Raw genomic sequence first — 24,715 nt, 5'->3', positions numbered from 1 at the left:
AGTCTCACTTAATACTCTCCCACCAGCGCTCAAACTGCTGTTGATCCTGATCTTTCCACAGCTTCACCCGCTCGCCGATCATCGGCATTAGCAGATGAAATGTTTTATCCCCACCGTGCTCCGATATTCTGCGAAAAGGCGTGTCCCAGCTATGGATGCTTAGGGCGAACTTTCCGGCATGAACGGGCAGCAGGCTTTTTGCACGCAGGTCTTGCGCTGCCTTTAGCACTTCATTAGGAAACATGTGAATAAATCTCCACTGTGTATTGTATTGCCCATTCTCCAGGATGACGAGATCAAAGGGCCCATACTGCTTACCGACTTCGGCAAAATGAGGCCCGTAGCCGCTATCTCCGCTGTAGAATATTTTTTGACCAGGTGCCTCTATGACAAAGGATAACCACAACGTCCGCTTCTGCCGGTAGTCGCGTCCAGAGTAGTGCCGGGCTGTGACCCCATGCACAGTAAAACCATCACCCAAAGCTACCGTGTCTCCCCAATCCAGCTCCGTGATTATCTCAGGCTTAAATCCCCAATGCTCCAAATGCGATCCTACCCCCAAACCACAGACCACTTGCTTAATCTTTGGCCGCAGAGCCGTGAGCGTTGCATAGTCGAGATGATCCCAATGATCATGGGAGATGAACAGGTAATCGATATCCGGCATATCATCAGGGGTATAGTAATTGGTACTGGGAAAGGCTTTTGAGAATGAGACGGGAGCACCTGTCTGACTGAAGATCGGATCGAACAGCATATTTTTACGACCCGTCCTAATAAAAAAGGAGGAATGGCCGAACCATACCATCATTTCCTCATCTTCCTGAAGAACATGAAGGTCAGTCTTCTTTATAGGGACTTTTTGGAGTGGTTTGAGACGCTCCTTGGTAAAGAGTTTCTCTTTTACAACAGTATATAAGTTGGAGTTCTCACTATAGATTGGCGTGGTCAGTACGTTGTGAAACTTTCCATCCCGATAATGTGGAGACTGTTCAATACGGGCAAGCCGGCTCCCGGAGGGCAGCTTTCCAAACGGGGCTTGGTGCAAATACAGAAAGCCAATCAGAATGAGTATCAGAACTACGATAACAATCGTTAATAATAGGGTCATCTTTTCTCCCACCCACAGTAGTTAAATTTGTGTAACTATATAAGCTGAACTTAATAATTAGGCAAGCTGACTGGAGAATGCCTTCTAAATATCAGGACTTCATCAATCAGTAAGGTGTTATTCTTAAGTTCACTTTATGCATGTATTATGTCGTGATTGTATTCAAAATACACCAAATGTACTGTTACCCGACTGTCGGATCTCGATCCCGGTGCGGAAACAATTTGAATTAGGACGATTACCTGAGCTTCCTGCCTTTTGGCTGGGGCTTTTTTTGTATTAATTTAGCAGCAACCGTTGCATCCTAAAAAAATATTAGACGTGATGAAAAATATCGGAGGGCTCAGTTGTATTTAAAGTGAAAGGAGGTGGTGAGGTGTACACTTCATTTGATATCAATGAATCGGTACGACGGGCCCTGGACTTATATTCTCAAAGCATGATTAAGATTGCGTTCACTTACCTGAAAAATGTGGCTGATGCAGAAGAGGTGACGCAAGAGGTGTTTCTAACCTACCTGCAAAAACGTCCGGCCTTTGAAAATAACGAGCATGAAAAGGCATGGCTTATCCGAACAACGATCAATAAAAGCAAGAATATGCTGAAAACCGGCTGGTTTAAAAGTAGAAATCCGGTCCCGGAGGATCTGAGCTACCTCCCGAAAGAAGAAAACGAGGTTTTACAGGCCGTGCTGGCCTTGGATAAAAAATATCGTATCCCCATTCATCTGCACTATTACGAAGGCTATTCGATTCAGGAAATCGCCGAGATTATGCAAGCGAAGCCGGCAACAGTGGGCACATGGCTTGCGCGTGGACGCCTTCTTTTAAAAGAAAAGATTGGAGGTCTGGAAGATGAAGAAATCAGTTTATAAATCAGCGATGTCTCATGTGAAGACAAGTGAAGATTTCAATGAGGTAACCTATCAGAAGCTGTTATCAGAGATGGATAATTCAAAAAACACTAATATAAATAATCCTAAGGAGCGGGTAAATATGCAAACAGCAAAGAAGAGAACAGTAAAAGGTTGGACAATTGGGATCGCAGCATGTGCCGTATTAGCGGTAGGTACTTTTACAATGAACCAGAGTACGCTTTTCAACACGCAGTCACCATCGGCTGTGAACACCACGAAACCCCCAGTTACAGGCAAAGCTGCAGTGAACATCGAGGGCGTAATCTCTGAGGTAAGTGCGGACGGCAAGAGCTTCAAGGTAGGTGACCTGTGGGTGACGGTAACAGATGCAACGGAACTGGGCATCAAAGGCCCGACCGCAGCGGAGCCATCCGAAGAGTTGCTGCAAAAAGAATTTAAAGTGGGCAATATCGTCTCCGGCTATACCTCTCAGGATGTCAGCACAGGGAAAGTAACGGCGGACAACATCTACAACAATATGGCTCCGCAAAAAGACACCAGCGGTAATGCGGCCACCACAGGCAAAGCTGCGGTCAATATTGAGGGTGTAATCTCTGAGGTAAGTGCGGACGGCAAGAGCTTCAAGGTAGGTGACCTGTGGGTGACGGTAACAGACGCGACGAAACTGGGCATCAAAGGCCCGACCGCCGCAGAGCCATCCGAAGAGTTGCTGCAAAAGGAATTTAAAGTGGGCAATATCGTCTCCGGCTATACTTCTCAGGATGTCAGCACAGGAAAAGTGACGGCGGACAACATCTACAACAATATGGCTCCGCAGAAGGACGCTCAATAAGCGGAAAGTGAGATTGCTGTAGGCGCAAATCAGGACATTTTCCTTTAGGATAAAAGATTCTCCCGTTCCCCATACTAACGTGAAGGGATGGAGGTGAATGTCATGCCCAAGAACAGCGCAGATCCGAAGTATGATCGAGCGAATAATCGTGCAGATAAGAAGAACAATCAGCAGAATCACGCTCATTTCACGGAGGAACCTCAGACGTTGACCAACAATAAGGCTGAGGATTATGTTCCAAGTCTCAATCATATCTCCAAAAATGAATCCTAGACAGACACCAAGGCTGCTCTTCCGTCGCTATTCGACAGAAGGGCAGTCTTTTTTGTGCTGAATCATTAACAGGATGAGTGGTTCATGGCATAAGAGGTTAGCGGCATTTATATTTTTCTCAGCGGCCAGAGTAGTACTTCAAGTCGCTCGGTGTAGGTCAGAAGCGAAGGCTCCGGTTCGTGTACGAGCCCTAGTGCTTGGGTTGAAGTATGGCAATCCAGATAGAGCTTGGCTTCCTGTAGAGGCCATGGTTGGTGGTGGATGTCACCGACATATAGCTGTCCTTTCGAACTAGCAGTATACAGGCAGTACCGTTCGGTTAGCCAGTGAAGGAGAGTCCCGGGCAGGGCATGTACTGGCGTGGATTGGACAGCTGAGTAGACACCGTTAAATAGGGCCTCTCCATGTGCGCTCTGCCTTTTGCTGATGTATCGGATACTCTGTCCTTCGGACTGAAGAGACATCTCTGCATATCTATACGGCAAGTAGGTGAGGGCGCGAGCACCGGTAACAGCAGGCAGACTGGAGGCATCCATATTCAGAAAAAAGACGCCCGGCTTGCCGTCTTTAATTACATAGGTACGAATATTAAGCTCCAGAAATGAGTGGACAAAAGGAAGGGGAGGCAACCCCCTGACGAGCAGCGGGTCCATCCGAAAGGGAACGACACTAATCCAGGGTCTCCCTTCCCATTGCTGCAAGTCCAGACCCGGAGGAATAAACGGAGCAACAGAAGCTTCGTTCACAGGCCAATGGGCGAACAAGACCTTATTCCAGCCTTGCTTCATCATCCACGGCCCTTTGGGCAAGGGATAAGGACGATGAGATGTATGTGCAAGAATTTTATGGATATTCAAGATGTGATGCCCTCCCAATCGTGAAGACGAGATGTGTTACTTTTAAAATCCCCAAATGCTCCGGCAACTACACAGTTTCTACATACTTGTTGGTTAAATGGTCGGAGGGGACCGAGCTTACCGGAGGATTAACGACGAAACGATACGTAGAGGAGTTCCCGAGGGGCGTTCTTTTTCTTAGCAGTTCTATAAGTCTTTCTAACTAGGAATGATTTCCTATAAAAGTAACGTTTATTATGGTAAAGTTAGGATTATATATGATTTCCTGTGATGGAATATTATTCAGGATATAGATTATTAATCATCAAGAAAATGGAGTGAGATAAGGTGAAATTTAGGAAAACTATACAACTGGTTATGGCTATTATCCTGCTGTTCGGAAGTTTGAGTCTTTGGGCCGGTGGTGCTAAGGCTAAGGCGAACGATATTATTTCAGAATTTAGAAAAGGATACGAAATTATCAATATTCTGAAGGATGGGGACGGGCAAACCCGTGAGTTCACGTATACAACGTATAATAAATTAACGGGTGATAATACGGAGATAAGGTTGTACCGCAACCAGGTAGAAATTGATCCTCAAAAGTATACTGTGGATTATGATCGTAATACCTTTACGTTTGATAAAGCCCCAGACGCGGGCGCTGAGCTTCATTTTACCTATAGCATCCATCCGACCTTTGAATGGGAAGAGGGGCTCTCTGGCTCAAACTACATTGGGAATGCTTTAGATGGAGCGGACGGATCAACGAAGGTTTTTAAATTAACCACAAATTATATCCTTAATTCCAATAAGAAAGTTAGCTTATACATAGACAGTACTAAGGTGCCGACCTCGGAATTTACTTTCAATCTAGAAACTCAACGGATTACCCTTTCGGAGAAGCGTACGGCACCTAGTGCCAAGTCCAAGGTTTATTTTTATTTTCCTGTCACATCTATTGCGGGAACCAAGACGTCAAGCGGTGTTGCACAGGCCAATCCTTCGCTACCGTCAAATGGAATTGAGCCACCAATCGGAACGGAGTCACCCGTTCCATCGGTTGAATCACCAATTGAAACGGAGGCACCAGTCGTATGGGTTGAACCAGAATTCCATATCCCTAGCGGGGAGAGTTATCCGGGGCAAGTTATTCTGGGTGGTAACGGTAAAATCACCATTAATGTGACAACGGTGGTCATTCAACCAACATATACGACTTATCTTATGGTCAAAAATGCGAGTAATGAAGTTGTTAGGCAAATTCGGGTGACTCCAGGAAAACCTACGACTTATACTCTGAACAAGCAGCTAGGTCTTACTACGGGCGGATATTATATTTATCTCAAAACCGTGAATCAATCTGGCGGTTTGGCGACATCGGTGCCGCAGTTTGTACCGATAAATCTTGAGTCGAAGATTCAGGTGTTCGTTGAAGGGAAAATGCAAGCTTATACGCAAGCGCCTGTAAATGTAAACGGAAATGTCCTGGTACCTTTTCGGGCGATATTCGAATCCCTGGGTGCCACGGTGAAATGGGATAGCGCCACGCAGACTGTCACGGCAACTAAAGAAGGAAAGACGATTGTTCTTAAGATCGGCTCCACTACTGCATATGTAAATGGAGTACCCGTGACACTTAGTGCAGCTCCGCAGTTAATCAACGGCAGCACGATGGTGCCGATTCGATTCGTGAGCGAGGCGCTTGGCGGATTAGTAGAGTGGAGCAATAGCTCCAGCTCCGTTATTGTTTTTCAAAATCCACCGTCCATCCCTACAACCGCCGAGAGCGAGAAGCCTGCCCAGTCGGAAGCTACCAGTACATCACCGATCTTGCAAAAAATATCTCAAGGCATTACCACACCTACGGATATTGTATTCGTTATGGATGTGACAGGCAGCATGGGCGAAGTGATTGGTTATGTCAAAGAGACGGTGAAGAAGTTCGCTGATTCCGTTCCATCCGGTTCGAATTTCTCCATCGTAGCTTATCGGGATATTAATTATAGAAGCACATATAAAGATTTGGAGTTCTTCCCGTTCACTAATGATAAGAATGTTTTAAAGACGAACCTTAGCAAGCTGGTTGCGGCTGGCGGAGGGGATGAGAATGAATCTGGACTGGAGGCCATCCATATGGCTGCTCAGCAGCTGGCAGGACGTAAGAATGCAAAAAGGATTATTTTTATTACAGATGCCCCTGTGCATGATAAAGGCGCTTCAATGGGGAAAACAACCCTCTCTCTTGGTCAGATTATAAATGAGCTGAAGACTAACAAGATTACCTTAGATGCAATTGCTCCAATGAACGGATTAGCAAATACGCAAATTACTCAGCTTGTAAATGCAGGTAAAGGAAAGATATATGATATCAAAAAGGCTTCGGTAACCTTGTTGGAAAAATAAAATAAGTTAATGAAAAAGCCGCAGAAATGATCTGCGGCTTTTTTCTTCTATTACAGTCATATGTGGATACAGGAATGGAAGAACATTGCAAATTTTATATTGAAATCGATTTCATCGGCAACTATAATGGATTTAACAACCAATGAAAGCGTGATCAAATGAAGGATAGTAAAATCATAGATGTAGCGCAAAAAGCGAAGGTATCTCCCGCCACGGTATCCAGAGTGCTCAACGGAAGCTCACTCGTAACGGAGAAGACGCAGAAGAAGGTGCTTCAAGCCATCCAGGAATTGAACTACACGCCGAATGCAATGGGAAAACAGCTTCGGTCGCGCAGGACGATGACTTTAGGTGTGGTGGTCAGGGATATCAGGGTTTCCTATAATGCAGAAATTATAAAGGGCATCGAGAACATGGCGAATACCCTGGGATACAAGATCCTGATCTGTGACTCACAGAATGAGAAGGAGAAAGAGGTAGAACTGCTCTCTCTGTTGCAGAACCGCACGGTGGATGGCTTAATTCTGGTGACCCCGCAGCTAAGCGACGAGGAGATTACCTCTTTTGCAGATGATGAGTATACGATTGGATTGATTGGCCGCCGAATTGAACATCCCGACATCCCTTGCTCCTTTACTGATAACAGGAGAATTGGCAGGGAAGTTGTAGAGCATCTGTTGGAAGCGGGACATCGCAGGATGGCGTTTCTCTGTGGGTTTGCCGATGCGACGGACAGTATTGAACGGCTGGAGGGTTATAAGGAAGGGCTTGCAGAGGCAGGCTTACCTTTTCTGCCTGAGCTGATAGACAACGGGAACTTCTCCGAGGATGCCGGGTATGAAGCGTTTAAGCGGATTTGGGCGGGAAGCGGGGAGTTTACAGCTGTTTTCGCAGCCAATGACGAGATGGCGCTTGGTGTATACAAAGCTTGTGCCGAGCTTGGAATTTCCATTCCCGAACGCATGGCTGTTGTCGGGGTAGACAATATTCGGATTACTAATTATGTGGAGCCGAAGCTGAGCTCTGTAGAGCAGCCCTTATATGAGATGGGGGCTGCGCTTACAGAGAAGCTGATCGGGCAGATCAAGGGCGATGAAGGAACCGGGCCACAGCTTATGCAGATTCGTTCGACACTGGTGATCAAAGGATCTTCGGGAAAAGGGGGCTAGGTGGTGCTTAAAATGCTGCGCGGGAAAGACACCAAGTATTACGGGAAGTTTTTTTCCGTGATGACGGTGACGATCTTTCTGACAATTTCAATCCTGTCGGGAATTCTGTATTTGAATTTTGAACGGATCGCATTGAATCAATCCTATGAGCAGACGATGGACAGCCTGGACCAGACAACACAAGAGGTCTCCGTGATGACCTTGACTGCTTCGACCTTTGCGAAGCAAATACACAACGATCAGAACATCGCTGACCTGCTGAATTTCCCCAATGTGAGCGCCATGGAAATCTCCGATGCGGTCAAGCAGATGAACAACTACAGGGAAACCTCGCCGTTTATTGATTCCATTTATATTTATAATGCGGTGGCGCACACCTTCTATGTTAGCTCAGACATGAGTGTCCCTTCGGTCTTCAGTGAGGAAGAATTTTATGACCAGGATATGAAGGAAATGCTGAAGCATATTGGGGACTACAACACGATGTCGCCGATTCCCCGTAAGCTGCGGATTGAAGGGCTAGCCGGGAATATCGCCGAGAAGGAGCGCGACACGTACACTTTTTTACTGTATGACACGCTCGCCAAGCAGACTCCCCGCAATGCTGTAGTCGTCAATATTAAGGAAACCCAACTGCACAAACACATCGACGGTTCATTGACCAATGATGCCGCGAACACATTTCTCATCGACAAGGACGGTCTGCTAGTCTCCAACAGCTGGACTACACCAATGCTGACTGATATGAAAGGCACACCTTATATTGACCGCATCCTGAACAGTGGCGAGCCATCGGGTTATTTTCCGATGAAAGTCGGCGGTATCAAATCGCTAGTGACTTATAGCGAGCCCGATAACCTGGGCTGGCGGTATATCCGCATTGTTCCCTATACGCTGATCAGCGAACGGATCGACAACATGCGCACCAAGACCTTTTATACAGCAGGTCTTATTCTGCTCGCCGGGCTTGCGCTTTCCTTTGTGGTGTCAAAGCGCCTGTTCGCAGGAATCAACAAGAAGCTGTCCCGTCTTGTGAACCTCGAATCGGAACAGCGGGAGAGCCAGCAAGCCGTGCGTTCTGAATATATGAGAGGTTTGCTTAGCGGGTGTACCCGCAGTGACCCTTTAAGGGTCAAAGAGATGTTCCTGCGCTACGGAATCGGGCTGGATCCGGACCGTTCTCTGCGCGTATTTTTGATTACGATAGATGACTACCGGGCTTTGGTGGATCAGTACCAGCCGGAGGACCGCAAGCTGCTACGCTATGGCATCCTTAATATTGCGCATGAACTGCTGATTAGTGCCGGACTTTCGGCAGCAACTGCTGACCTTGGAGATAATCGTGCCGTGATCATCATCCAGCCGGCGGATGCGGAGGTCGATGATAAGGAGACTTATAGTCGTTATGCGGGGCTTATCCAAGAGGCCGTGACCCAGTATTTGAAGCTGTCCATCACGATATCTTCAAGCCTTAACGGAAAGGGCGTTCAGTCCTTGCATACCTTGTTTGAGCAGGCTGTCGAAGCTTCCTTTAGCCGGGTCTTCAGTGGTGCGGGGAGTTATATTGATGCAGAGACGGTCGAGATGAACAAGACCCGGAGCTATGAATATCCGATTCACAAGGAGAAGCAGCTGATCGACGAATTAATGCTGGGCCGAATTTCAGAAACTAAGCGGCTGTTTACTGATATTATCGGCGACACCGCCAACTATTCCTACATCTCATATCAGCTGGCGATCTCCCATCTGACCTATGCGCTGCAGAATGCGATCCGCACAATCCGGCAGCATTCTGCTGCCTCGGAGGAGCTTGCGGTTCCATCGCTGGATCTCTATAATCACACGCGAGTAGACACAATGGCAGAGCTAATGGAGCGCTATATGTCTCTGTTCGATTTGCTGGAGAAGCATATGGATGAGAAGCGGAAGAATCGGCAGGATGATCTGCCGGGGCGCATCAAACGGATGATTGACGAGCGTTATGCGGATCAGAATCTGTCGCTAGAGATGTTGGCGGATGAAATGGGCATGTCAGCCACGTATATCGGTCGTGTATTTAAGCAGCATACCTTCCAGACCATTCTCAGCTACATCCAGGAAGTGCGGATGAACAAAATTCGCGAACTGCTGACACATAGCGATGATTGTATCGGCGATATCGCCGAGTCAGCTGGTTTTACCAATAATCCGTATTTCTATAAAGCCTTTAAGAAGCACAATGGTGTAACACCAGCCGAATACCGGAGGAATAGCAGACAACAGAAAGAGGATGAGGGTGGAGAGGGTGCGATTCTTGCCTGAACCACTTCAGCGGCACACTTTGAGGAAGGCTCGGGCAGGTACCCGGCCTTCCTTTTTTATCGGGACGAAATCCCGAAAACCCTTGGTATGACTGGGGTGTGACAGAAAAAAAGAGTGAGTTTGGAAAAGAGTAGTGCCCCTTTTCACTGAAAAGTGAGTCACATCGGGTATGGTTAGTTGCTGGGTTTCCCGCGGTCTTATAGTATTGGCATTGCAGCCGGAGAACAGCACCGGAGAGCGCAATATCTGATAAAGAAGGTTGAGGGAGGCTATACGATTATGTCTGGAAAAGGCGGATTGATCCGGGAGCTTAATCGAAACAAAGTATTGTTTCTGATGGTAGCTCCAACATTGCTGTTTTTCATCGTCTTCAGTTACATTCCTATGGTTGGTGTGTATTACGCCTTTACGAAATTTGATTTTGACGGGGGACTATTTGGAAGCGAATTCATTGGGCTTAAAAATTTCGAGTTTCTGTTCAAGTCAGGCATCCTTTGGGATTTGACGAAAAATACAGTGCTCTACAATCTGGCATTTATTATTCTCGGCAACATCATGCAGATCATCTGTGCGATATTTTTAGCCCAGTTGACCAGCAAGTGGTTCAAGAAGACCGCACAATCGCTGATGTTTCTTCCATACTTTTTGTCGTGGGTACTCGTTGGGGCGTTCGTGTTCAACCTCTTCTCCGATCTTGGGGTGGTCAACAGTGTGCTGACCCAGCTTGGTCTACAGACCTACGATTTCTACCTTCAGACTGCTCCATGGAAATACATTATTGTGTTCTTCAACATCTGGAAGGGCATCGGTTATGGCACAGTCATTTACTTGGCGGCGATCATGAGCATCAGTGAGGACTATTATGAGGCGGCCAAAATTGACGGAGCCAACATTTTTCAACAGATCCGGCGGATTACGCTTCCACTGCTCATGCCAACCTTTATCCTGCTGATCATGTTCAGTCTAGGCGGTATTTTGAAAGGACAGTTTGATCTCTTCTATCAAATTATCGGCAACAACGGCATGCTGTACGAAGCTACGGATATCATCGATACGTACGTATTCCGGTCTCTGACGATCAACTTCGATATCGGGATGGGGACGGCTGCGGGTCTGTATCAATCCTTCTTCGGATTCGTTCTGATCATGACGGTGAACTACATTATCAAAAAGACGCACGAAGAATACGCGTTGTTCTAAGGGGGGATAAGCATGGGTACTGAAGTAGAAAAGCTGCCGGGAGTGCGCAGAAAGAAAACCGGCTCCAAAATCAAGCAAGACAAAGCAACCATTGCCTTTAATATTATCGGGTACACGCTACTGGCCCTGATTTCCATCATCTGCCTGGTGCCCTTTTGGCTGATTGTCGCGGGTTCGTTCACGGATGAGCTGGAGATTATCTCGGAAGGATTCAAACTATTCCCGAGCACCATCTCATTCGAAGCTTACCGCTCGGTGTTCAGTACACCGGAACAAATCTACCGTGCATACGGGGTGACGATCGGCGTAACGGTAGCAGGTTCGCTACTGGGATTGTTCCTGACCTCAATGGCGGGCTATGCGCTTTCCCGCAAAGATTTTCTCTACCGTAACAGCCTGTCGTTCTTCATTTACTTCACAACCCTGTTCAGTGGTGGTTTGATTCCATGGTACATCATGATGACCAAATACCTGGGTCTTAAAGATAGCTACTGGGCACTGATTCTGCCGCCACTGCTTAGTGCTTGGAATATCATTCTGATGCGAAGCTTCATGAAGTCCATCCCGGAATCTATTGTGGAATCTGCCAAAATCGATGGTGCTGGGGATTTCCTGATTTACCGGAAGCTCATTCTGCCGCTCTCGACACCGGGTCTGGCGACCATCGGATTATTCCTTGCTCTCGGTTACTGGAACGATTGGTTCAACGCCAACATGTTCATCACAACCGGCGATAAATATCCGCTGCAATTCCTGTTGTACAAAATTCTGTCCAGCGCCGCGGTGCTACAGACGAATAACGGGTCGTATCTGGCGGCCAATGTTGTTCCACCTACCGAAACACTTAAGATGGCTGTGGCCGTTGTGGTTACAGGGCCGGTCGTTCTGCTCTACCCGTTCGTTCAGCGCTATTTCGTGAAGGGACTTACAGTAGGAGCTGTTAAAGGTTAGAACCGGATTTCCGGCTAACATAGCATGAGGCTTGAACAATAGTGGGTTTAATGAGACAAACTTTTAAGGAGGAGTCAATGATGAGAAAGGTAACCAAGAGATTAACGCTCGTACTTGTCATGTCTTTACTGATCTCGCTGCTCGCAGCCTGCGGGGGTGGGAACAACAACAGTGCGGCACCGGAAAAAGAGAAAAACAACGGTAATACCGCACCGGTGCAAGGTGAAGCAGGCCCGGACACGTCGAAGAAGGTCAAGTTGACCTGGTATCTGGTTGGTGATGCCCATAAGGATCAGGACAAGATCGTCGCAGAATGGAATAAAATGCTGGAGAAGGATCTGAACACAACCGTTGACCTGAAGTTTACTACGTGGAATGACTGGTTGACCAAATACAACCTGCTGCTGACCTCCGGCGAGAAGATTGACATGATCTTCGCATCCAACTGGGCGGATTTCTACAAGCTGGCGAAACAGGGTGCATTCAAGAATTTGAAAGACCTGCTGCCAACTTATGCACCAGTAACTTGGGCTAATGTGCCGAAGCAGGACTGGGATGCAGTAACGGTAAGTGATGGTATCTTTGCTGTACCGAACACGAATCCGGAGTATACGCCACTTGGCTATGTGTATCGTGAAGACTGGCGCAAAGAGCTCAATCTGCCGGAGTTTACTGATCTGAATTCCATTGAGGCCTATATGGATGCTGTTAAAACACAGAAGAAAGTGACACCGATCAACGGTGCTGCTTATGAGAACGTCAATGACCTGTTCAAGTTCTGGACAGATACGCAAATGATTACTGGTGAGATCGTTGGTGCAACTTCCTACGCAACACCACGCGATATTCAGATCATTCCGTTCACGGATCAATACGAAGCTTGGGTTAAGAAAATGAAAGAATGGGAGCAGAAGGGCTTCTGGAACAAGAACTCGCTGTCCTCGAAACAGGAAGCCGGCGACTTCATCAAGACGGGTCAAGGTGCGATCTACTGGCGTAACCCGTCCAGTGCGGGCGGATTTATCAACGAAGTGCAGGCCAAAGGCCTCAAAATGGAAATAGGGTTCTTCCCGTTCACCCGCTTCCATAACTATGTCATTCCTACATTGCCGATTGCGAACGGTATGGCGATTCCAAAGAGCTCGGATAATGCGGAACGTTCCTTGATGGTACTCGATAAGCTGCGCAATGATCCTGCTTACTACAACTTAATGACTTATGGTATCGAAGGCACGCACTGGGCAAAAGGTGATGATGATAAGACCATTGTCATTCCGGCACCAGGTGTTGACCTGAACGTTACACCACGCTATGACATCGCAAGCTGGGGCTGGCGTGTAGAAGAGAACATTAAGAAAGAAAAAGGCGGCTGGGAAGGCCTCGACAAGCTGAAGGAAGAATTCAAACCGATCAGCAAGCCGGATATTCTCGGACAAATTTATCTGGATTACGATCCGGTCAAAACCGAGCTGGCTGCTGTTAACCAGGTATTTGAGCAATACGGAAAACCGCTGATGCTGGGCTTGACCGCTGATGTGGATGCATCCTTGAAAGTTTACCGCGATAAGCTGAAAGCGGCTGGTGTAGAGAAGCTGCTGGCTTATGTGCAGGGTGAAGCCAACAAGTATTTTGATGAAAAAGGAATCCAATAGAACAGGTGCCACGGGTTGGTAGTACCTAACGGTGCTGTCATCCCGGCACTAAAGGGAGCGGCGAATTCATTTCGCCGCTTTTTTTCTTGAATACGTAAGAGAACAAGGAGAGATGCTGCAATGAACTATGAGAACAAACCGGTAGAAACGGTGGAAGTCTGGTTCAGCTCGGAGCAGGACCCGGGTAAGGAAAGCTGGTTTAAGGGTCCGCAAGAGCATACATATCACTTGAGCCAGCAAGCTGATTTGAATTGGGCCGTTCCCAGCCCCACTGAAGCTGAAGATGAAGACCTGACCACCCTGATTGTATCGCCGGAACTTACCTATCAGAAGATTCTCGGCATTGGAACCTCTCTGGAAGAGACGACCGTTTGCAATTTGTCGCTGATGAGTGCAGACGAGCGGGAGGGCATCCTGAAGCAGCTCAGTCATACTGAGGATGGTATCGGCTTCAATCTGTTCCGCATTACACTGGGAACCTCTGATTTTACAGCCGAGCGATTCTATACCTATGATGATATGCCTGATGGGGAGAGTGATTTTGAACTGAAGCATTTTTCCATTCAAAAGGATATCGGCCTCTCCATCATCGCCACGATTAAGGAACTGCTGGCGCTGGCACCAGATACGCTGCTGTTCGCTTCACCGTGGAGCCCTCCCGCTTGGATGAAGACAAGCGGGAGCCTGAAGCGCGGCCGCCTGAAGGAAGGCCGCGAGTATACGGATGCCCTGGCGAAATATTATCGCCTGGCTATTCAGGCGTATCGGGAGCAGGGCATCCCGATCTATGCGATGACCCTGCAGAACGAGCCGCTGCTGGAGACGGATTATCCGAGCTGCCATATGCCGCCGGAGCGGCAGAAGGCGCTGGCTTTGGCGCTGGCGAAGGAATTCGCAGCGCATGGACTGGATACGAAGCTTTGGATTTTCGACCATAACTTCGATGAGGTGTGGAATTATGTGGCGCCGATTCTGAAGGATGCTGAAGCAGGCGCCGGGGTTCACGGTATTGCGCTGCACGATTACGAAGGCGATCCGGAGGTCATGAGCGAAATTCATGCCGCTTACCCCGATAAGCCGATTTATCTGACGGAGCGATCGCTGTGGGGGACTAGCGGCGCGGACCGGATGGCCCGCTACTTCCGGAATTACGCCAGCAGCTATAACGCCTGGGTCACGATGCTTAACAGCCGCATTGCCCCTCATCAATGGCTAGGGACGCCTGGACCAACGATGTTTATCCAGGATGCTAATGAAGCAGACCGCTATTGGAGAACCCCAGAATATTATCTGCTGGGCCAATACAGTAGATTTGTCCGGCGGGGAGCTGTTCGAATCGGTAGCAGTTACGGCTCCGTCGACACCGTCACTAATGTGGCTTTCCGCAACGAAGATGGCTCGCTTGTGGCCGTGGTCATTAACCAGACGCAATCCGCACAGCCATTTCGCATTCTGTGCGCTGGCCGGCAGTTCGTCACAGTGCTCCCGCCGCAATCCGTCGGAACGTATCGCTGGTGGGATCAAGGCTGACGCATTGTCACAGTATAAAACTTATATAATTCAAGCCCTTCGCATCCTATTGAGGATGCGGAGGGCTTTTGCGTGGATGGAGAGGGCGGAGGCCTGCCCATTATGTTTGAATCCTTAGAGCGGCTATATTATGCTATATAAGCCGAACAAAAGAAAGTAACAAAAAGCGAGAAGGAACGCAGGGGGAAGTTTGGAACTGTAGGAGCGGTAGCGACCGCCTAAAAGCTTTCCGAAGGAAAGCTCGCGACGGAAGCATAGGCTGTCTCCAGATTTCAACCGCAAACAGCGGTATAATTAAAAGAAATCTGGAGACAACAGCGGCCGGAAGTCCAAACATTCCACCGTAGTGACGACTGAGCCTTACGTTCGGTTCTTAAGTTCGTCTAATATAGATTGACAAGACATTATGAGGAGAAACGTAACGGAGGAGAGGAGCATGCGGATGAAAAAGAGAACGGCAATGATTGTGGGGATGATCCTCATGCTCGTATTATTGTCAGGCTGTGCGAAAGGGACCGCGCATGTTACGGTTCACAAAAATGGCAGTGTTGACCTTGCTGTCCATGTGAAGCTGGATTCCCGCACAGAGTCGCTAATCAGTGGCAAAGCTGAACAAATGCTGACAGACAAGCTGGCGGAGTCAGGTATAGAGCTCCACAAGGTGCAGGATGGCAAAGACGTGGACTATCAATTTATGAAAAGTTATTCCTCTATAGAGGAATTGAAAGCACAGCCCAGTGGGAGCATGAACATAGTCGATGCCAAAGTCATTACAGACCCCAAATGGCTGTACACCAAGTATGATCTGGAGGTTCAGCCCACGCTGAGCGCTTATTCTGAGCAGATTATAGACAGCCTTGGGATGCTGAATATCCCCAAATCGTTTGTACGGATGTTTATGGAGAGCTTTGCTTTTGATTTTCAATTGACGCTGCCGGTGAATGTCTATGGGCCGAACAATGCTACCTCACAGGATGGCCGGACCTTGACCTGGCATATGTCACTTGGAAATCCCGAGCCGCTAAAACTGGTGGTTTATGCACCTAATATCAAGAATATCGTCATCACATTAGTAGCAGTTATCGTGATTCTGGTCTTGTTGATTACGTTGTGGTTCCGCAGAAAAAGAGGCCGGGATACACGTAAATTGGCATAATCCCAGTTGCAAATGAATGAGTTCATTTGTTATAATTAGTACCAAGTACTAATACTAGATGCTAAATAACGGGGTGAATGAATTGACAGGTGCGAAGATTACAGCTATCGGGACCTATGTTCCCGCGCAGAGGCTCACCAATGCCGATTTGGAAAAGATGGTAGATACCAATGATGAGTGGATCGTCCAGCGAACGGGTATCCGGGAGCGCAGAATCAGCCGCAAGGATGAATTCACCAGTGATTTATGTGTAGCTGCTGCAGAGGATTTGGCGAAGCGGTACGGAAAAAATCTTCAGGATGTAGACATGATAATTGTCGCTACAAGCACGCCTGACTTTCCTTTTCCCTCCGTGGCTGCTTTGATACAGAACCGACTGGGGATTTCGCAGACCGCTGGAGCCATCGATCTGAGTGCAGCTTGTGCCGGATTTGTCTACGGACTGCATATGGCCAATGGTCTTGTGGCTTCCGGACTGCATCGCAAGGTGCTGGTGCTGGGTGCGGATTCTCTTTCTAAAATTACAGATTACACTGACCGCAGTACCTGTATCCTATTCGGTGATGGAGCGGGAGCGGTACTGGTGGAAAGCGGGGCCAGTTCTACCGGCTTTCTCGGCTTTCATATGGGGAGTGACGGCAGCGGCGGGCATCATGTATACCGTACAGGGCTATCCTCCAAAATTGAAGATATCGAGCTTGTGGATACCAAGCTGCTTGTGCAGAATGGGCGGGAAGTGTTCCGCTGGGCAGTTCGGACCGTACCACAGGGTGTGGAGCAATTGCTGGCCAAGTCAGGAACGACTCTTGCGAAGGTGGACTGGTTTATTCCACACAGCGCTAATCTGCGGATGATCGAGCCGATTTGTGAGCGGATGAATTACCCGCTGGAGCAGGCGCTGTACAGTCTCGTTCATTTCGGCAACACGTCTGCTGCTTCTATCCCGTTGGCGCTTGATCTGGGCATCCGGGAAGGCAAGGTCCAGAATGGTCAGACCGTCCTTATGTATGGTTTTGGCGCAGGGCTGACGCAGGTCGGGCAATTGGTGAAGCTGGAGCTCGATGAACAAGTGGCTGAACCTACGCCGTTGTAAGGTGATCTTAATGTAAAAAGCGTAAGAGGGGCTATCCTGCCCCCGTTGCGCTAACATAAACAAACAGCCTGCCCTCGCATGTATCATGCTGGGGCAGGCTGTTTGGCTTTGCCGTCGTCAATTCTCCCGGCTGGCGGCAAAAGAGATGTCATCCTTGATCGTGCAGGTGACTGCCACAGGATTCGCGGACGATGAGTGCCGGCTCCACAACGAAGGAGCCGCCCTCGGACTGATTGTTGATCATGTCGTAGAGCATATGAGCGGCGAGAATCCCGAGCCGTTCTTTGTTCTGGCGGATGGTCGTCAGCGTTGGTGTCGTATATTTGCAGGCTTCAATGTCGTCGCAGCCGATCATAGCAATATCCTCTGGTATGCGTAGTCCATGTTCCTTCAATGCGCGGATCGCGCCGAGCGCCAGCAGGTCCGAGGCAGCGAAGATGGCCTTCGGCAAAGGGCCGGATTGAATCAATTTCTGCATGGCGTCATAGCCGCTAGGCTCGAAGAAATCGTCGCCATGAACGAACCAGTTCTCGTTGATATTCATGCCGAAGCCTTCAATGGCTTTAACATATCCAGCTTCCCGCTGGTTAGAGATATCTGAATTGGCTGTGCTTCCGATAAAACCAAGCTCCCGGTAGCCAAGCAGGTAGAAATGCTCGACAACCTTGGAGGAGATCTGATAGTTATCTGAGGTCACGTAACCCGATTTTTTACCCTTCAGCTCCAGATCTACCCCGATACAAGGAATGCTACTCATGTCCAGTTCCTGAATGGCCGGCTCCATATGTTCTCCTGAAATGATCACACAGCCGTCTACATGAAAATGAACACATCGGGAATAGTAATCGCCGCCGCTTAAGAATTTCTCATTGGAAAAGAAGATCAGATCATAGCCGAGCACACCCATCTGTTTCTTGAAGGCATTGAGTACGGCGAGAAAAAAGGGATGGGTAAAATCAACATTCAGCTCCCCGGCAAAAATAACACCGATCAGGCTGGATTTTTTAGTTGCCAGCGTCTTGGCGGAGTTGGAAGGAGAGTACCCGGTTTGTTCGATGATCTCCATCACACGTTGCTTCGTTTTTTCGGAGACATCCGGGTAATTATTCATAATTTTGGATACTGTTGAGACCGATACGCCGGCCATTTCGGCAATCTTTTTGATATTCAACTGCAATGAAAAAGCCACCCTCCGGCTATAAATAAAAATCTGAAAAGGGCTGGATGCCAGCGCTTTCTTCAGTCGCATTTTCAAGTAAAATCTGGCACGAAAACAATTATATTTAAGTTTATGCTGAATGCCTAGGCAAGTCAAACGATAATGTTGGACCAATGAACAAAGTATACTTTTGCAAAAGCTGGATCACGCATCTGCTACAAAAAAAGAGGTTCCCGCACAGCCGTGTATAAATTGGCTGACAAGAACCCCTAACCATTGTGGCCGTGCTATGTTTCTTTAGGAATCAACTCGAAGATTTTACCACTTTCCAGTGCTTCAATCAGCTTTAACAGCCAGCGGTAATACTTAACCGCCTCTCCGATCTTTTCCTCGTCGTTGTCCAGCAGCTTCAGCAGCTCTGCGTCATCGCTGTACTCTGCCTTCATATCCTTGATTTCATTCATGGATTTGGAAAGGGCATTCATGTTGCCCTCAACGGCTTTTCTCCATTTAATTGAGAAGTAATCGCTGAAATTCTGATGCCAGTCCGGAACCACCTCGAATAAATCCTTACGTGTGCCTTTTCCCCATACTTTATCAATCATTTTGAGGTCCAGCAGGGTACGGACGCCTGTACTCATGGATGTCTTGCTCATCCCCATAGTTTTACTAAGCTCGTCCAGCGTTACCGGACCCTGATTAAAGTACATATACCCGTATAAATGCCCTATAGACAGGGTGATACCGTATAAGTCCATATTTTTACCGATGGAATCAATGACTCGTTCCCGGGCTTTGCTGATTTTCTCGATTTGTTCGGGCGCAAGCCCTTCTAAATCATTCATGATGTCCCTCCTGAGGATTAGGCTAATAGACTGCAAACCTCTACTGTGTATTGTAATCAAATCATGGTTAATAAGTAAAGAATTCGAGACGAAAGGAATATGGCGTAAAACAGAGTATTCTTTGCGTATAGTTTGTAAAGTTAAAACTGTACACTAAATTTTATCCGAATATGCGCTTTGCATCTTTTTTCATAAGTCCGGTAGACTATTAGAAGTGAACTAACCCGATACAGAAACGGGAGAAGGAGGTCAGCATGCCTATTATAGAGGTGAAACAGCTAACCAAAGTATTCGGTCATGATGCGGGGCGTGCGCTTCCATTATTAGAACAAGGGTGGTCCAAAGAGAAGATCGCTCAGGAAGTCAAGCTGACTGTCGGTGTCAATAAGGCCGAATTCAGTATTGAAGAAGGAGAAATATTCGTCATTATGGGGTTGTCAGGCAGTGGTAAATCAACCCTGGTTCGTTTGTTGAACCGTTTGATTGAGCCTACTGGGGGGCAAGTTCTTTTTAAAGGGAACGATGTAGTTGGGATGAACCCCGAGCAGCTCCGGCAGTTCCGGCGCAAGAATATCGGTATGGTATTCCAGAAATTTGCGTTGTTCCCGCACCGGACGGTGCTGGCGAATGCGGAGTATGGCCTTGAAGTGCAGGGCGTGGAGAAAAAGAAAAGAACCGAGCTCGCTATGCAGGCCCTGGAACTCGTCGGTCTGAAAGGCTGGGAGCATCATCGCCCGGATCAGCTCAGCGGCGGGATGCAGCAACGGGTTGGTTTGGCCCGCGGGCTGGCCAATGATCCAGATATTCTGCTCATGGATGAGGCGTTTAGCGCCCTTGATCCACTGATCCGCAAGGATATGCAGCAGGAACTGCTGGAGCTTCAAGCGAGAGTGAAGAAGACGATTGTGTTCATCACGCATGATCTGGATGAGGCACTGCGGATTGGTGACCGGATCGCGCTGATGAAGGATGGCGTCATTGTGCAGATTGGTACGCCAGAAGAGATTCTGATCCAGCCTGCCAATAAATACGTGGAACGTTTTGTAGAGGATGTGGATCTGTCCAAGGTACTGACCGCTGCGCATGTGATGCGCCAGCCAGAGATGGTCAGACCTGAGCGCGGTCCCCGCGTGGCGCTGCAATTAATGCGCGATAGTGGCGTATCCAGTCTATATGTTGCAGATAAAGAGATGAAGCTCCAAGGTGTCATAACGGCCGAAGATGCGGCCCAAGCGATTAAAGAGAATAAAACGATACTTGAAGTGCTGCGGCGGGAAATCCCCCGTGTGCACCCCGATACTTTGCTCAATGATTTGTTCGAGCTGATGTCGGAGACACATTTGCCGGTAGCTGTAGTGGATGAATCCGATCGACTCAAGGGAATTGTCATTAAAGGTGCCGTTCTTTCAGCGCTTGCCGGCAACGCAGTTCCGGAAGGAGAGCACGTGTAATGAACATTCCTAAGATACCACTGGGCCAAGGTGTTGAATGGCTCGAAAAATGGCTAACGACCTATTTCGGTCCCGTGTTTGATGTTATACATGCAGTAATCGGCGGCATGGTGAAGGGAATCGAGAATATTCTCACGTTCCTGCCAGCGCTTGTTCTTATCGTGATTATTGCTGCATTGGCTTACTGGATCGGCAAATGGCGGATGGCACTATTTGCGGTCATCGGCCTGCTGCTGATCGATAACCTCGGTTTATGGGGACCTTCGATGCAGTCACTGGCGCTTGTACTGGCTGCTTCTATTCTGGCGGTGCTGATAGGCGTTCCCATCGGCATTCTATGTGCGCAGAGCAATGCGGTGAAGAATACAATTACGCCTATTCTGGACTTTATGCAGACGATGCCGGCCTTTGTGTATCTTCTGCCTGCGGTATCCTTTTTCTCGCTGGGTGTAGTCCCAGGTGTAATTGCTTCGATTATCTTTGCCATCCCGCCAACGATTCGCCTGACGAATCTCGGGATCCGGCAAGTCTCGCCTGAACTGGTGGAGGCGGCGGATGCCTTTGGATCGACACCGTCACAGAAGCTGTTCAAGCTGCAATTGCCGATCGCGTTGCCGACGATTATGGCGGGGATTAACCAAACGATCATGCTATCTCTGTCGATGGTTGTAATCTCATCGATGATCGGTGCGCAGGGTGTTGGGGCGCTGGTCTACCGTGCGGTATCGCAGGCGAAGACCGGAGCGGGCTTTGAAGCAGGGATCGCCATCGTGGTGATTGCCATTCTGCTCGACCGTCTGACTCAGAACGCATTGAAACCAAAACAAAGATAGGAGTGTTTCCTTATAATGAAGAAAAAAAGCTTAGGATTACTGCTGACAGCCCTATTGGTCGCGGTTCTCGCCGGATGTTCGGCAGAGAGCAATGATAAGGTAAAGCTGGCTTATGTCGCCTGGGATTCGGAAATTGCCAGTACAAATGTAGTTAAAGAAGTGCTGGAATCGAAGCTCGGGGTTAATGTAGAAATGTTGCAAGTGGATGCCGGACCGATGTGGGCCGGAGTGGCAGACGGCAGTGCCGATGCCATGGTTGCTGCCTGGCTGCCAGGTACGCATGCTTCCTATCTTGAAAAATACGGGAATGATATCGAGGACCTTGGCGTAAACTTGAATGGAACAAAGGTTGGGCTTGCCGTTCCAGCCTACATGAACATCCAATCGATTGAGGATTTGAAGAGTGCCGAGACCGGTGCCGAACTGGATCATAAGATTATCGGTATTGAGCCGGGTGCAGGAATCATGACCACTACGGAAAAAGCGATTGAGTCCTACGGACTTGGTGATTATACGCTGGTGGAGAGCTCTTCTGCCGCTATGGCGCAGGAACTGCAAAAAGCTTATAACAACAACAAACCTATCGTCGTGACTGGCTGGACACCGCACTGGATGTTTGCCAATATGGATCTCCGGTATTTGGAGGATCCGAAGAATGTGTATGGTGGAGATGAACAAATCCATACCATGGTCCGCAAAGGCTTGAAGGATGATATGCCGAAGGTCTACAAGTTCCTCGATCAATTCGAGTGGACACCGGAGGATATGGCTGAGGTTATGGTTCAGATTCAGGGCGGCAAGTCTCCTGAAGAGGCGGCCAAGGCTTGGGTAGAGAGTAACCCCGATAAAGTAGCAACCTGGACAGCAGGGATCGAATAACTGTTTTTGCAGTTATTTTGAAGATGTGCTATGATAAAAGTCAATAGATACAATTTTGTAACCTTTGTAGAATGACCGTTCCTGACATGTAATCTATATATCACGTTATATTCAATAAACACCCCGTAAAGGGGTGTTTTTCTTGGGAATGTGTTTTGAAGTACCAGCTTTTTCAAGGGAATTGACCGTATTTAAGGATGCAGCCTGTAAGGAGTCAAGAGAGGAGAATACTCCATTGACAGAGATAATTAATTCATGGATAGATTGGCTGCTGCAAACCCTTGGCTTGACCGGGCCTTACATCTTGCTCGTTACGATCCCGCTGACGCTGCTGCAAAGTCTATTTGGTTTTTTCCCTCTTGCCATTCTGATTGTACTGCATGTGTCAGTATTTGATGTGATTGGCGGGATGCTGATCAGCTGGCTGGCCTGCAATCTGGGTGGAATCGTGGTGTATTTTCTGTGCCGGCGGTACCTGTTCGATTGGTTTGACCGCAAATGGAGAAAGAAGCTGAAGCGTTACGATAAATGGCAGCGCAATATGGATCGTTACGGCATCTGGACCCTTGTGCTGCTACGCACCATTCCCATTATACCAAGCAATATCATCAATCTGATGTCAGCGGTGTCGCCGCTTTCTACGGCCTCATTCATTTGGGGAACAGTGCTCGGTAACCTGTCCTATATCTGGCTGTTCGGGACGCTCAGTTCTACGCTGATTGTGCCCAAGGAAGAGTGGGGCGCCTACTTGACCTGGTATTCGGTGTTCATGGTGGTTCTGATCGCTGTTTTTGTCAGAAGGCACTGGGATCATCTGCAGGAAGATAAGCGAAGCCGTATGGGCTGAGAACGATTAGAGTACGATCAGAGGATTGGCTTATGTCAAAATGAAGAAGAACGTTATCCCGCAGGTCTAGCGGGTGACGTTCTTCTTTTTTGTCCCGCTCCCGAATATCTTATACTAAGCGGCGGCTTGACCGCCGGGCCAGGCGGGAGGGATAAACGCAATGGGCAGAAATAAAAAATGGGGGAGCCGGCGGATCCGAGTGCCTGACTTCGGCCGCTTGCGGTTGCCCAAAATCAGCTGGGACGGTATTCCACGTCCGAACGGAAGAAGAGCGGCCTTTAAGGCGCGACCCAGCAAAACGACGACCATCCGGCCGCAGTCTGCACGGTTTGAGGCCAAGCGGAGCAGGCGTCCTGCAAAATTATTCAGCCGTGGGGAACGGCAGCCATCCTCCAGTGCAGGCAACCGGGGAAAGTCAGGCAGCAGGCGAAAATTGTGGCTGATCCTCTCGTTGTTGCTTCTGCTCGGATTATTCCAGAGCATCCGTTATGTGGAGCAGCATTTGAAGCCCCCCATCGTGCATCTCGCGCAGATTCGCGTCAAGCAGATCGCTACAGAATCCATCAACAAGGCGATCACTTCCCAGGTAGCCAGCGGAGGCAATGCCGAAGAGCTGATTGACTGGAAGACAGACAAAAACGGCAAAATATCGGGATTTATGCTGAATTACGCCGAACATATGAGAATTACCTCGCAAGCAGCAACTGTCATTCAGTCCACCTTGCAGGAATTGCATAACAAACGGGAGCGTATCCCGCTAGGTCAGGCGCTGGGCAGCCCACTGATTGCCTCCTTCGGTCCGGATATTCCCATTACGATTGAACCGCAGGGCGCAGTCAAGGTAGAACTGGCTACACGTCAGAAAAATGCCGGAATCAACATGATTCTGGTAGAGGTCTATATCCATATCGTGACCGAGGTGGCCGTTGTCATTCCGTTTGACATGCAGCCACAGGTGGTGGATACAGAGATTCCTGTGTCATATTTGATGGTCGTAGGAGATGTACCGATGTATTACTATGACAATCAAGGTCAGCCTGTCGGGCAGAACGGCAGCAGCGCGCCTGGCATTGCTATTCCTGCGCCGCAAATTGGCGGGGAGAAGGAAGATGCTGGCGTTCAGGGCAACGAGAATAGCGGCAGTGTGAATACCGGTCCCCCTGTTCCTACAGCCATTCCGGAGATCAGCGGGAGTGGCAGTGCGCCAGTTAATAACAACAGCGGTGTGAGTAGCGGTACAATAAATTCGCATTGATACAGAAACGAACTATGGTATATTCCGTTTCACATTCTTCTTAACAGTGAAAAAGAGGG

At 48.5% G+C, this 24,715-nt stretch carries 21 protein-coding genes; 17 read left to right on the top strand and 4 right to left on the bottom strand.

All coding sequences use genetic code 11. The annotated features are described in order from the left end of the window. Positions 1–4: 4 nt before the first annotated feature. Positions 5–1,111 carry an MBL fold metallo-hydrolase gene (locus HPT30_RS11005; RefSeq protein ID WP_175371433.1) on the bottom strand — a complete coding sequence of 369 codons (1,107 nt, stop codon included), beginning with the start codon at positions 1,109–1,111 and terminating at the stop codon, positions 5–7. Between the two features lie 376 nt (positions 1,112–1,487). Between HPT30_RS11005 and HPT30_RS11000 the strand changes: the two genes are divergently transcribed. The 3 genes from HPT30_RS11000 (at position 1,488) to HPT30_RS10990 (ending at position 3,093) form a co-directional block, all read left to right on the top strand. Then, the gene (locus tag HPT30_RS11000; RefSeq protein WP_175371432.1) at positions 1,488–1,985 is read left to right on the top strand and encodes an RNA polymerase sigma factor; all 498 of its coding nucleotides are present in this window, start codon (positions 1,488–1,490) and stop codon (positions 1,983–1,985) included. Beyond that, entirely contained in the window at positions 1,966–2,820 is an 855-nt protein-coding gene (locus HPT30_RS10995; RefSeq protein WP_175371431.1) for a DUF5666 domain-containing protein, read from the top strand. The genes HPT30_RS11000 and HPT30_RS10995 overlap by 20 nt, the downstream gene beginning before the upstream one ends. Positions 2,821–2,922: 102 nt before the next feature. After that, positions 2,923–3,093, top strand: coding sequence for a hypothetical protein (locus tag HPT30_RS10990; RefSeq protein ID WP_175371430.1), 171 nt, complete (start codon positions 2,923–2,925; stop codon positions 3,091–3,093). Positions 3,094–3,200: 107 nt separating this feature from the next. Here the strand turns inward: HPT30_RS10990 and HPT30_RS10985 are convergent, their stop codons facing one another. After that, positions 3,201–3,950 carry a YqjF family protein gene (locus HPT30_RS10985; RefSeq protein WP_175371429.1) on the bottom strand — a complete coding sequence of 250 codons (750 nt, stop codon included), beginning with the start codon at positions 3,948–3,950 and terminating at the stop codon, positions 3,201–3,203. Between the two features lie 327 nt (positions 3,951–4,277). Here HPT30_RS10985 and HPT30_RS30690 point away from each other — a divergent pair, with 327 nt between their 5' ends. The 9 genes from HPT30_RS30690 to HPT30_RS10940 all read left to right on the top strand — a co-directional run bounded on the left by HPT30_RS30690 (position 4,278) and on the right by HPT30_RS10940 (position 17,387). After that, positions 4,278–6,335 (top strand): stalk domain-containing protein, encoded by a 2,058-nt coding sequence (locus HPT30_RS30690; protein ID WP_175371428.1) that lies wholly within the window; start codon positions 4,278–4,280, stop codon positions 6,333–6,335. Between the two features lie 158 nt (positions 6,336–6,493). Further along, positions 6,494–7,504 (top strand): LacI family DNA-binding transcriptional regulator, encoded by a 1,011-nt coding sequence (locus tag HPT30_RS10975; RefSeq protein ID WP_175371427.1) that lies wholly within the window; start codon positions 6,494–6,496, stop codon positions 7,502–7,504. Between the two features lie 12 nt (positions 7,505–7,516). Further along, the gene (locus HPT30_RS10970) at positions 7,517–9,805 is read left to right on the top strand and encodes a helix-turn-helix domain-containing protein (protein ID WP_246317033.1); all 2,289 of its coding nucleotides are present in this window, start codon (positions 7,517–7,519) and stop codon (positions 9,803–9,805) included. Between the two features lie 279 nt (positions 9,806–10,084). Continuing rightward, complete coding sequence (locus HPT30_RS10965; RefSeq protein WP_175371425.1) at positions 10,085–11,005, top strand: ABC transporter permease; 921 nt, start codon at positions 10,085–10,087, stop codon at positions 11,003–11,005. Positions 11,006–11,017: 12 nt separating this feature from the next. Then, positions 11,018–11,956: a carbohydrate ABC transporter permease gene (locus HPT30_RS10960; RefSeq protein ID WP_066376197.1), complete on the top strand. Its 939-nt coding sequence runs from the start codon at positions 11,018–11,020 to the stop codon at positions 11,954–11,956. A gap of 77 nt (positions 11,957–12,033) precedes the next feature. After that, positions 12,034–13,608 carry an extracellular solute-binding protein gene (locus HPT30_RS10955; RefSeq protein WP_246317026.1) on the top strand — a complete coding sequence of 525 codons (1,575 nt, stop codon included), beginning with the start codon at positions 12,034–12,036 and terminating at the stop codon, positions 13,606–13,608. 120 nt (positions 13,609–13,728) lie between these two features. Further along, positions 13,729–15,138, top strand: a complete 1,410-nt coding sequence (locus HPT30_RS10950) for a glycoside hydrolase family 30 protein (protein WP_175371424.1) — start codon at positions 13,729–13,731, stop codon at positions 15,136–15,138. A 442-nt stretch (positions 15,139–15,580) separates the two neighbouring features. Continuing rightward, complete coding sequence (locus HPT30_RS10945) at positions 15,581–16,294, top strand: hypothetical protein (protein WP_175371423.1); 714 nt, start codon at positions 15,581–15,583, stop codon at positions 16,292–16,294. Positions 16,295–16,352: 58 nt separating this feature from the next. Then, entirely contained in the window at positions 16,353–17,387 is a 1,035-nt protein-coding gene (locus HPT30_RS10940; RefSeq protein ID WP_175371422.1) for a ketoacyl-ACP synthase III, read from the top strand. 148 nt (positions 17,388–17,535) lie between these two features. Here HPT30_RS10940 and HPT30_RS10935 read toward each other — a convergent pair whose 3' ends face one another. Then, on the bottom strand, positions 17,536–18,558 hold the full coding sequence (locus HPT30_RS10935; RefSeq protein ID WP_175371447.1) for a LacI family DNA-binding transcriptional regulator: 1,023 nt from the start codon (positions 18,556–18,558) through the stop codon (positions 17,536–17,538). 275 nt (positions 18,559–18,833) lie between these two features. Next, positions 18,834–19,391, bottom strand: a complete 558-nt coding sequence (locus tag HPT30_RS10930; protein WP_175371421.1) for a GbsR/MarR family transcriptional regulator — start codon at positions 19,389–19,391, stop codon at positions 18,834–18,836. A gap of 254 nt (positions 19,392–19,645) precedes the next feature. Between HPT30_RS10930 and HPT30_RS10925 the strand changes: the two genes are divergently transcribed. The 5 genes from HPT30_RS10925 to yunB all read left to right on the top strand — a co-directional run bounded on the left by HPT30_RS10925 (position 19,646) and on the right by yunB (position 24,656). Next, the gene (locus HPT30_RS10925; protein ID WP_175371420.1) at positions 19,646–20,842 is read left to right on the top strand and encodes a quaternary amine ABC transporter ATP-binding protein; all 1,197 of its coding nucleotides are present in this window, start codon (positions 19,646–19,648) and stop codon (positions 20,840–20,842) included. Next, complete coding sequence (locus tag HPT30_RS10920; protein WP_066376245.1) at positions 20,842–21,675, top strand: ABC transporter permease; 834 nt, start codon at positions 20,842–20,844, stop codon at positions 21,673–21,675. Before HPT30_RS10925 ends, HPT30_RS10920 begins: the two co-directional genes overlap by 1 nt. 15 nt (positions 21,676–21,690) lie before the next feature. Beyond that, positions 21,691–22,554: a glycine betaine ABC transporter substrate-binding protein gene (locus HPT30_RS10915; RefSeq protein ID WP_175371419.1), complete on the top strand. Its 864-nt coding sequence runs from the start codon at positions 21,691–21,693 to the stop codon at positions 22,552–22,554. Between the two features lie 235 nt (positions 22,555–22,789). Beyond that, positions 22,790–23,401 (top strand): TVP38/TMEM64 family protein, encoded by a 612-nt coding sequence (locus HPT30_RS10910; RefSeq protein ID WP_175371418.1) that lies wholly within the window; start codon positions 22,790–22,792, stop codon positions 23,399–23,401. 433 nt (positions 23,402–23,834) lie between these two features. Then, positions 23,835–24,656 carry a sporulation protein YunB gene (gene yunB, locus HPT30_RS10905; protein WP_246317032.1) on the top strand — a complete coding sequence of 274 codons (822 nt, stop codon included), beginning with the start codon at positions 23,835–23,837 and terminating at the stop codon, positions 24,654–24,656. The last annotated feature ends 59 nt before the right edge of the window (positions 24,657–24,715 follow it).

Origin of the sequence: Paenibacillus agri, assembly GCF_013359945.1 — a bacterium.
Classification (GTDB): domain Bacteria; phylum Bacillota; class Bacilli; order Paenibacillales; family Paenibacillaceae; genus Paenibacillus_AQ; species Paenibacillus_AQ agri.
This window is presented reverse-complemented; position numbering and strand designations above follow the sequence as displayed.

Coding starts and splice junctions, on each gene's coding strand:
- HPT30_RS10915 (WP_175371419.1), top strand. CDS start 21,691: ATGAAGAAAAAAAGCTTAGGATTACTGCTGACAGCCCTATTGGTCGCG.
- HPT30_RS11005 (WP_175371433.1), bottom strand. CDS start 1,111: ATGACCCTATTATTAACGATTGTTATCGTAGTTCTGATACTCATTCTG.
- HPT30_RS10940 (WP_175371422.1), top strand. CDS start 16,353: ATGCTAAATAACGGGGTGAATGAATTGACAGGTGCGAAGATTACAGCT.
- HPT30_RS10955 (WP_246317026.1), top strand. CDS start 12,034: ATGATGAGAAAGGTAACCAAGAGATTAACGCTCGTACTTGTCATGTCT.
- HPT30_RS10965 (WP_175371425.1), top strand. CDS start 10,085: ATGTCTGGAAAAGGCGGATTGATCCGGGAGCTTAATCGAAACAAAGTA.
- HPT30_RS10995 (WP_175371431.1), top strand. CDS start 1,966: ATGAAGAAATCAGTTTATAAATCAGCGATGTCTCATGTGAAGACAAGT.
- HPT30_RS10930 (WP_175371421.1), bottom strand. CDS start 19,391: ATGAATGATTTAGAAGGGCTTGCGCCCGAACAAATCGAGAAAATCAGC.
- HPT30_RS10920 (WP_066376245.1), top strand. CDS start 20,842: ATGAACATTCCTAAGATACCACTGGGCCAAGGTGTTGAATGGCTCGAA.
- HPT30_RS10960 (WP_066376197.1), top strand. CDS start 11,018: ATGGGTACTGAAGTAGAAAAGCTGCCGGGAGTGCGCAGAAAGAAAACC.
- HPT30_RS10945 (WP_175371423.1), top strand. CDS start 15,581: ATGAAAAAGAGAACGGCAATGATTGTGGGGATGATCCTCATGCTCGTA.
- HPT30_RS10990 (WP_175371430.1), top strand. CDS start 2,923: ATGCCCAAGAACAGCGCAGATCCGAAGTATGATCGAGCGAATAATCGT.
- HPT30_RS10970 (WP_246317033.1), top strand. CDS start 7,517: ATGCTGCGCGGGAAAGACACCAAGTATTACGGGAAGTTTTTTTCCGTG.
- HPT30_RS10975 (WP_175371427.1), top strand. CDS start 6,494: ATGAAGGATAGTAAAATCATAGATGTAGCGCAAAAAGCGAAGGTATCT.
- HPT30_RS10950 (WP_175371424.1), top strand. CDS start 13,729: ATGAACTATGAGAACAAACCGGTAGAAACGGTGGAAGTCTGGTTCAGC.
- HPT30_RS10925 (WP_175371420.1), top strand. CDS start 19,646: ATGCCTATTATAGAGGTGAAACAGCTAACCAAAGTATTCGGTCATGAT.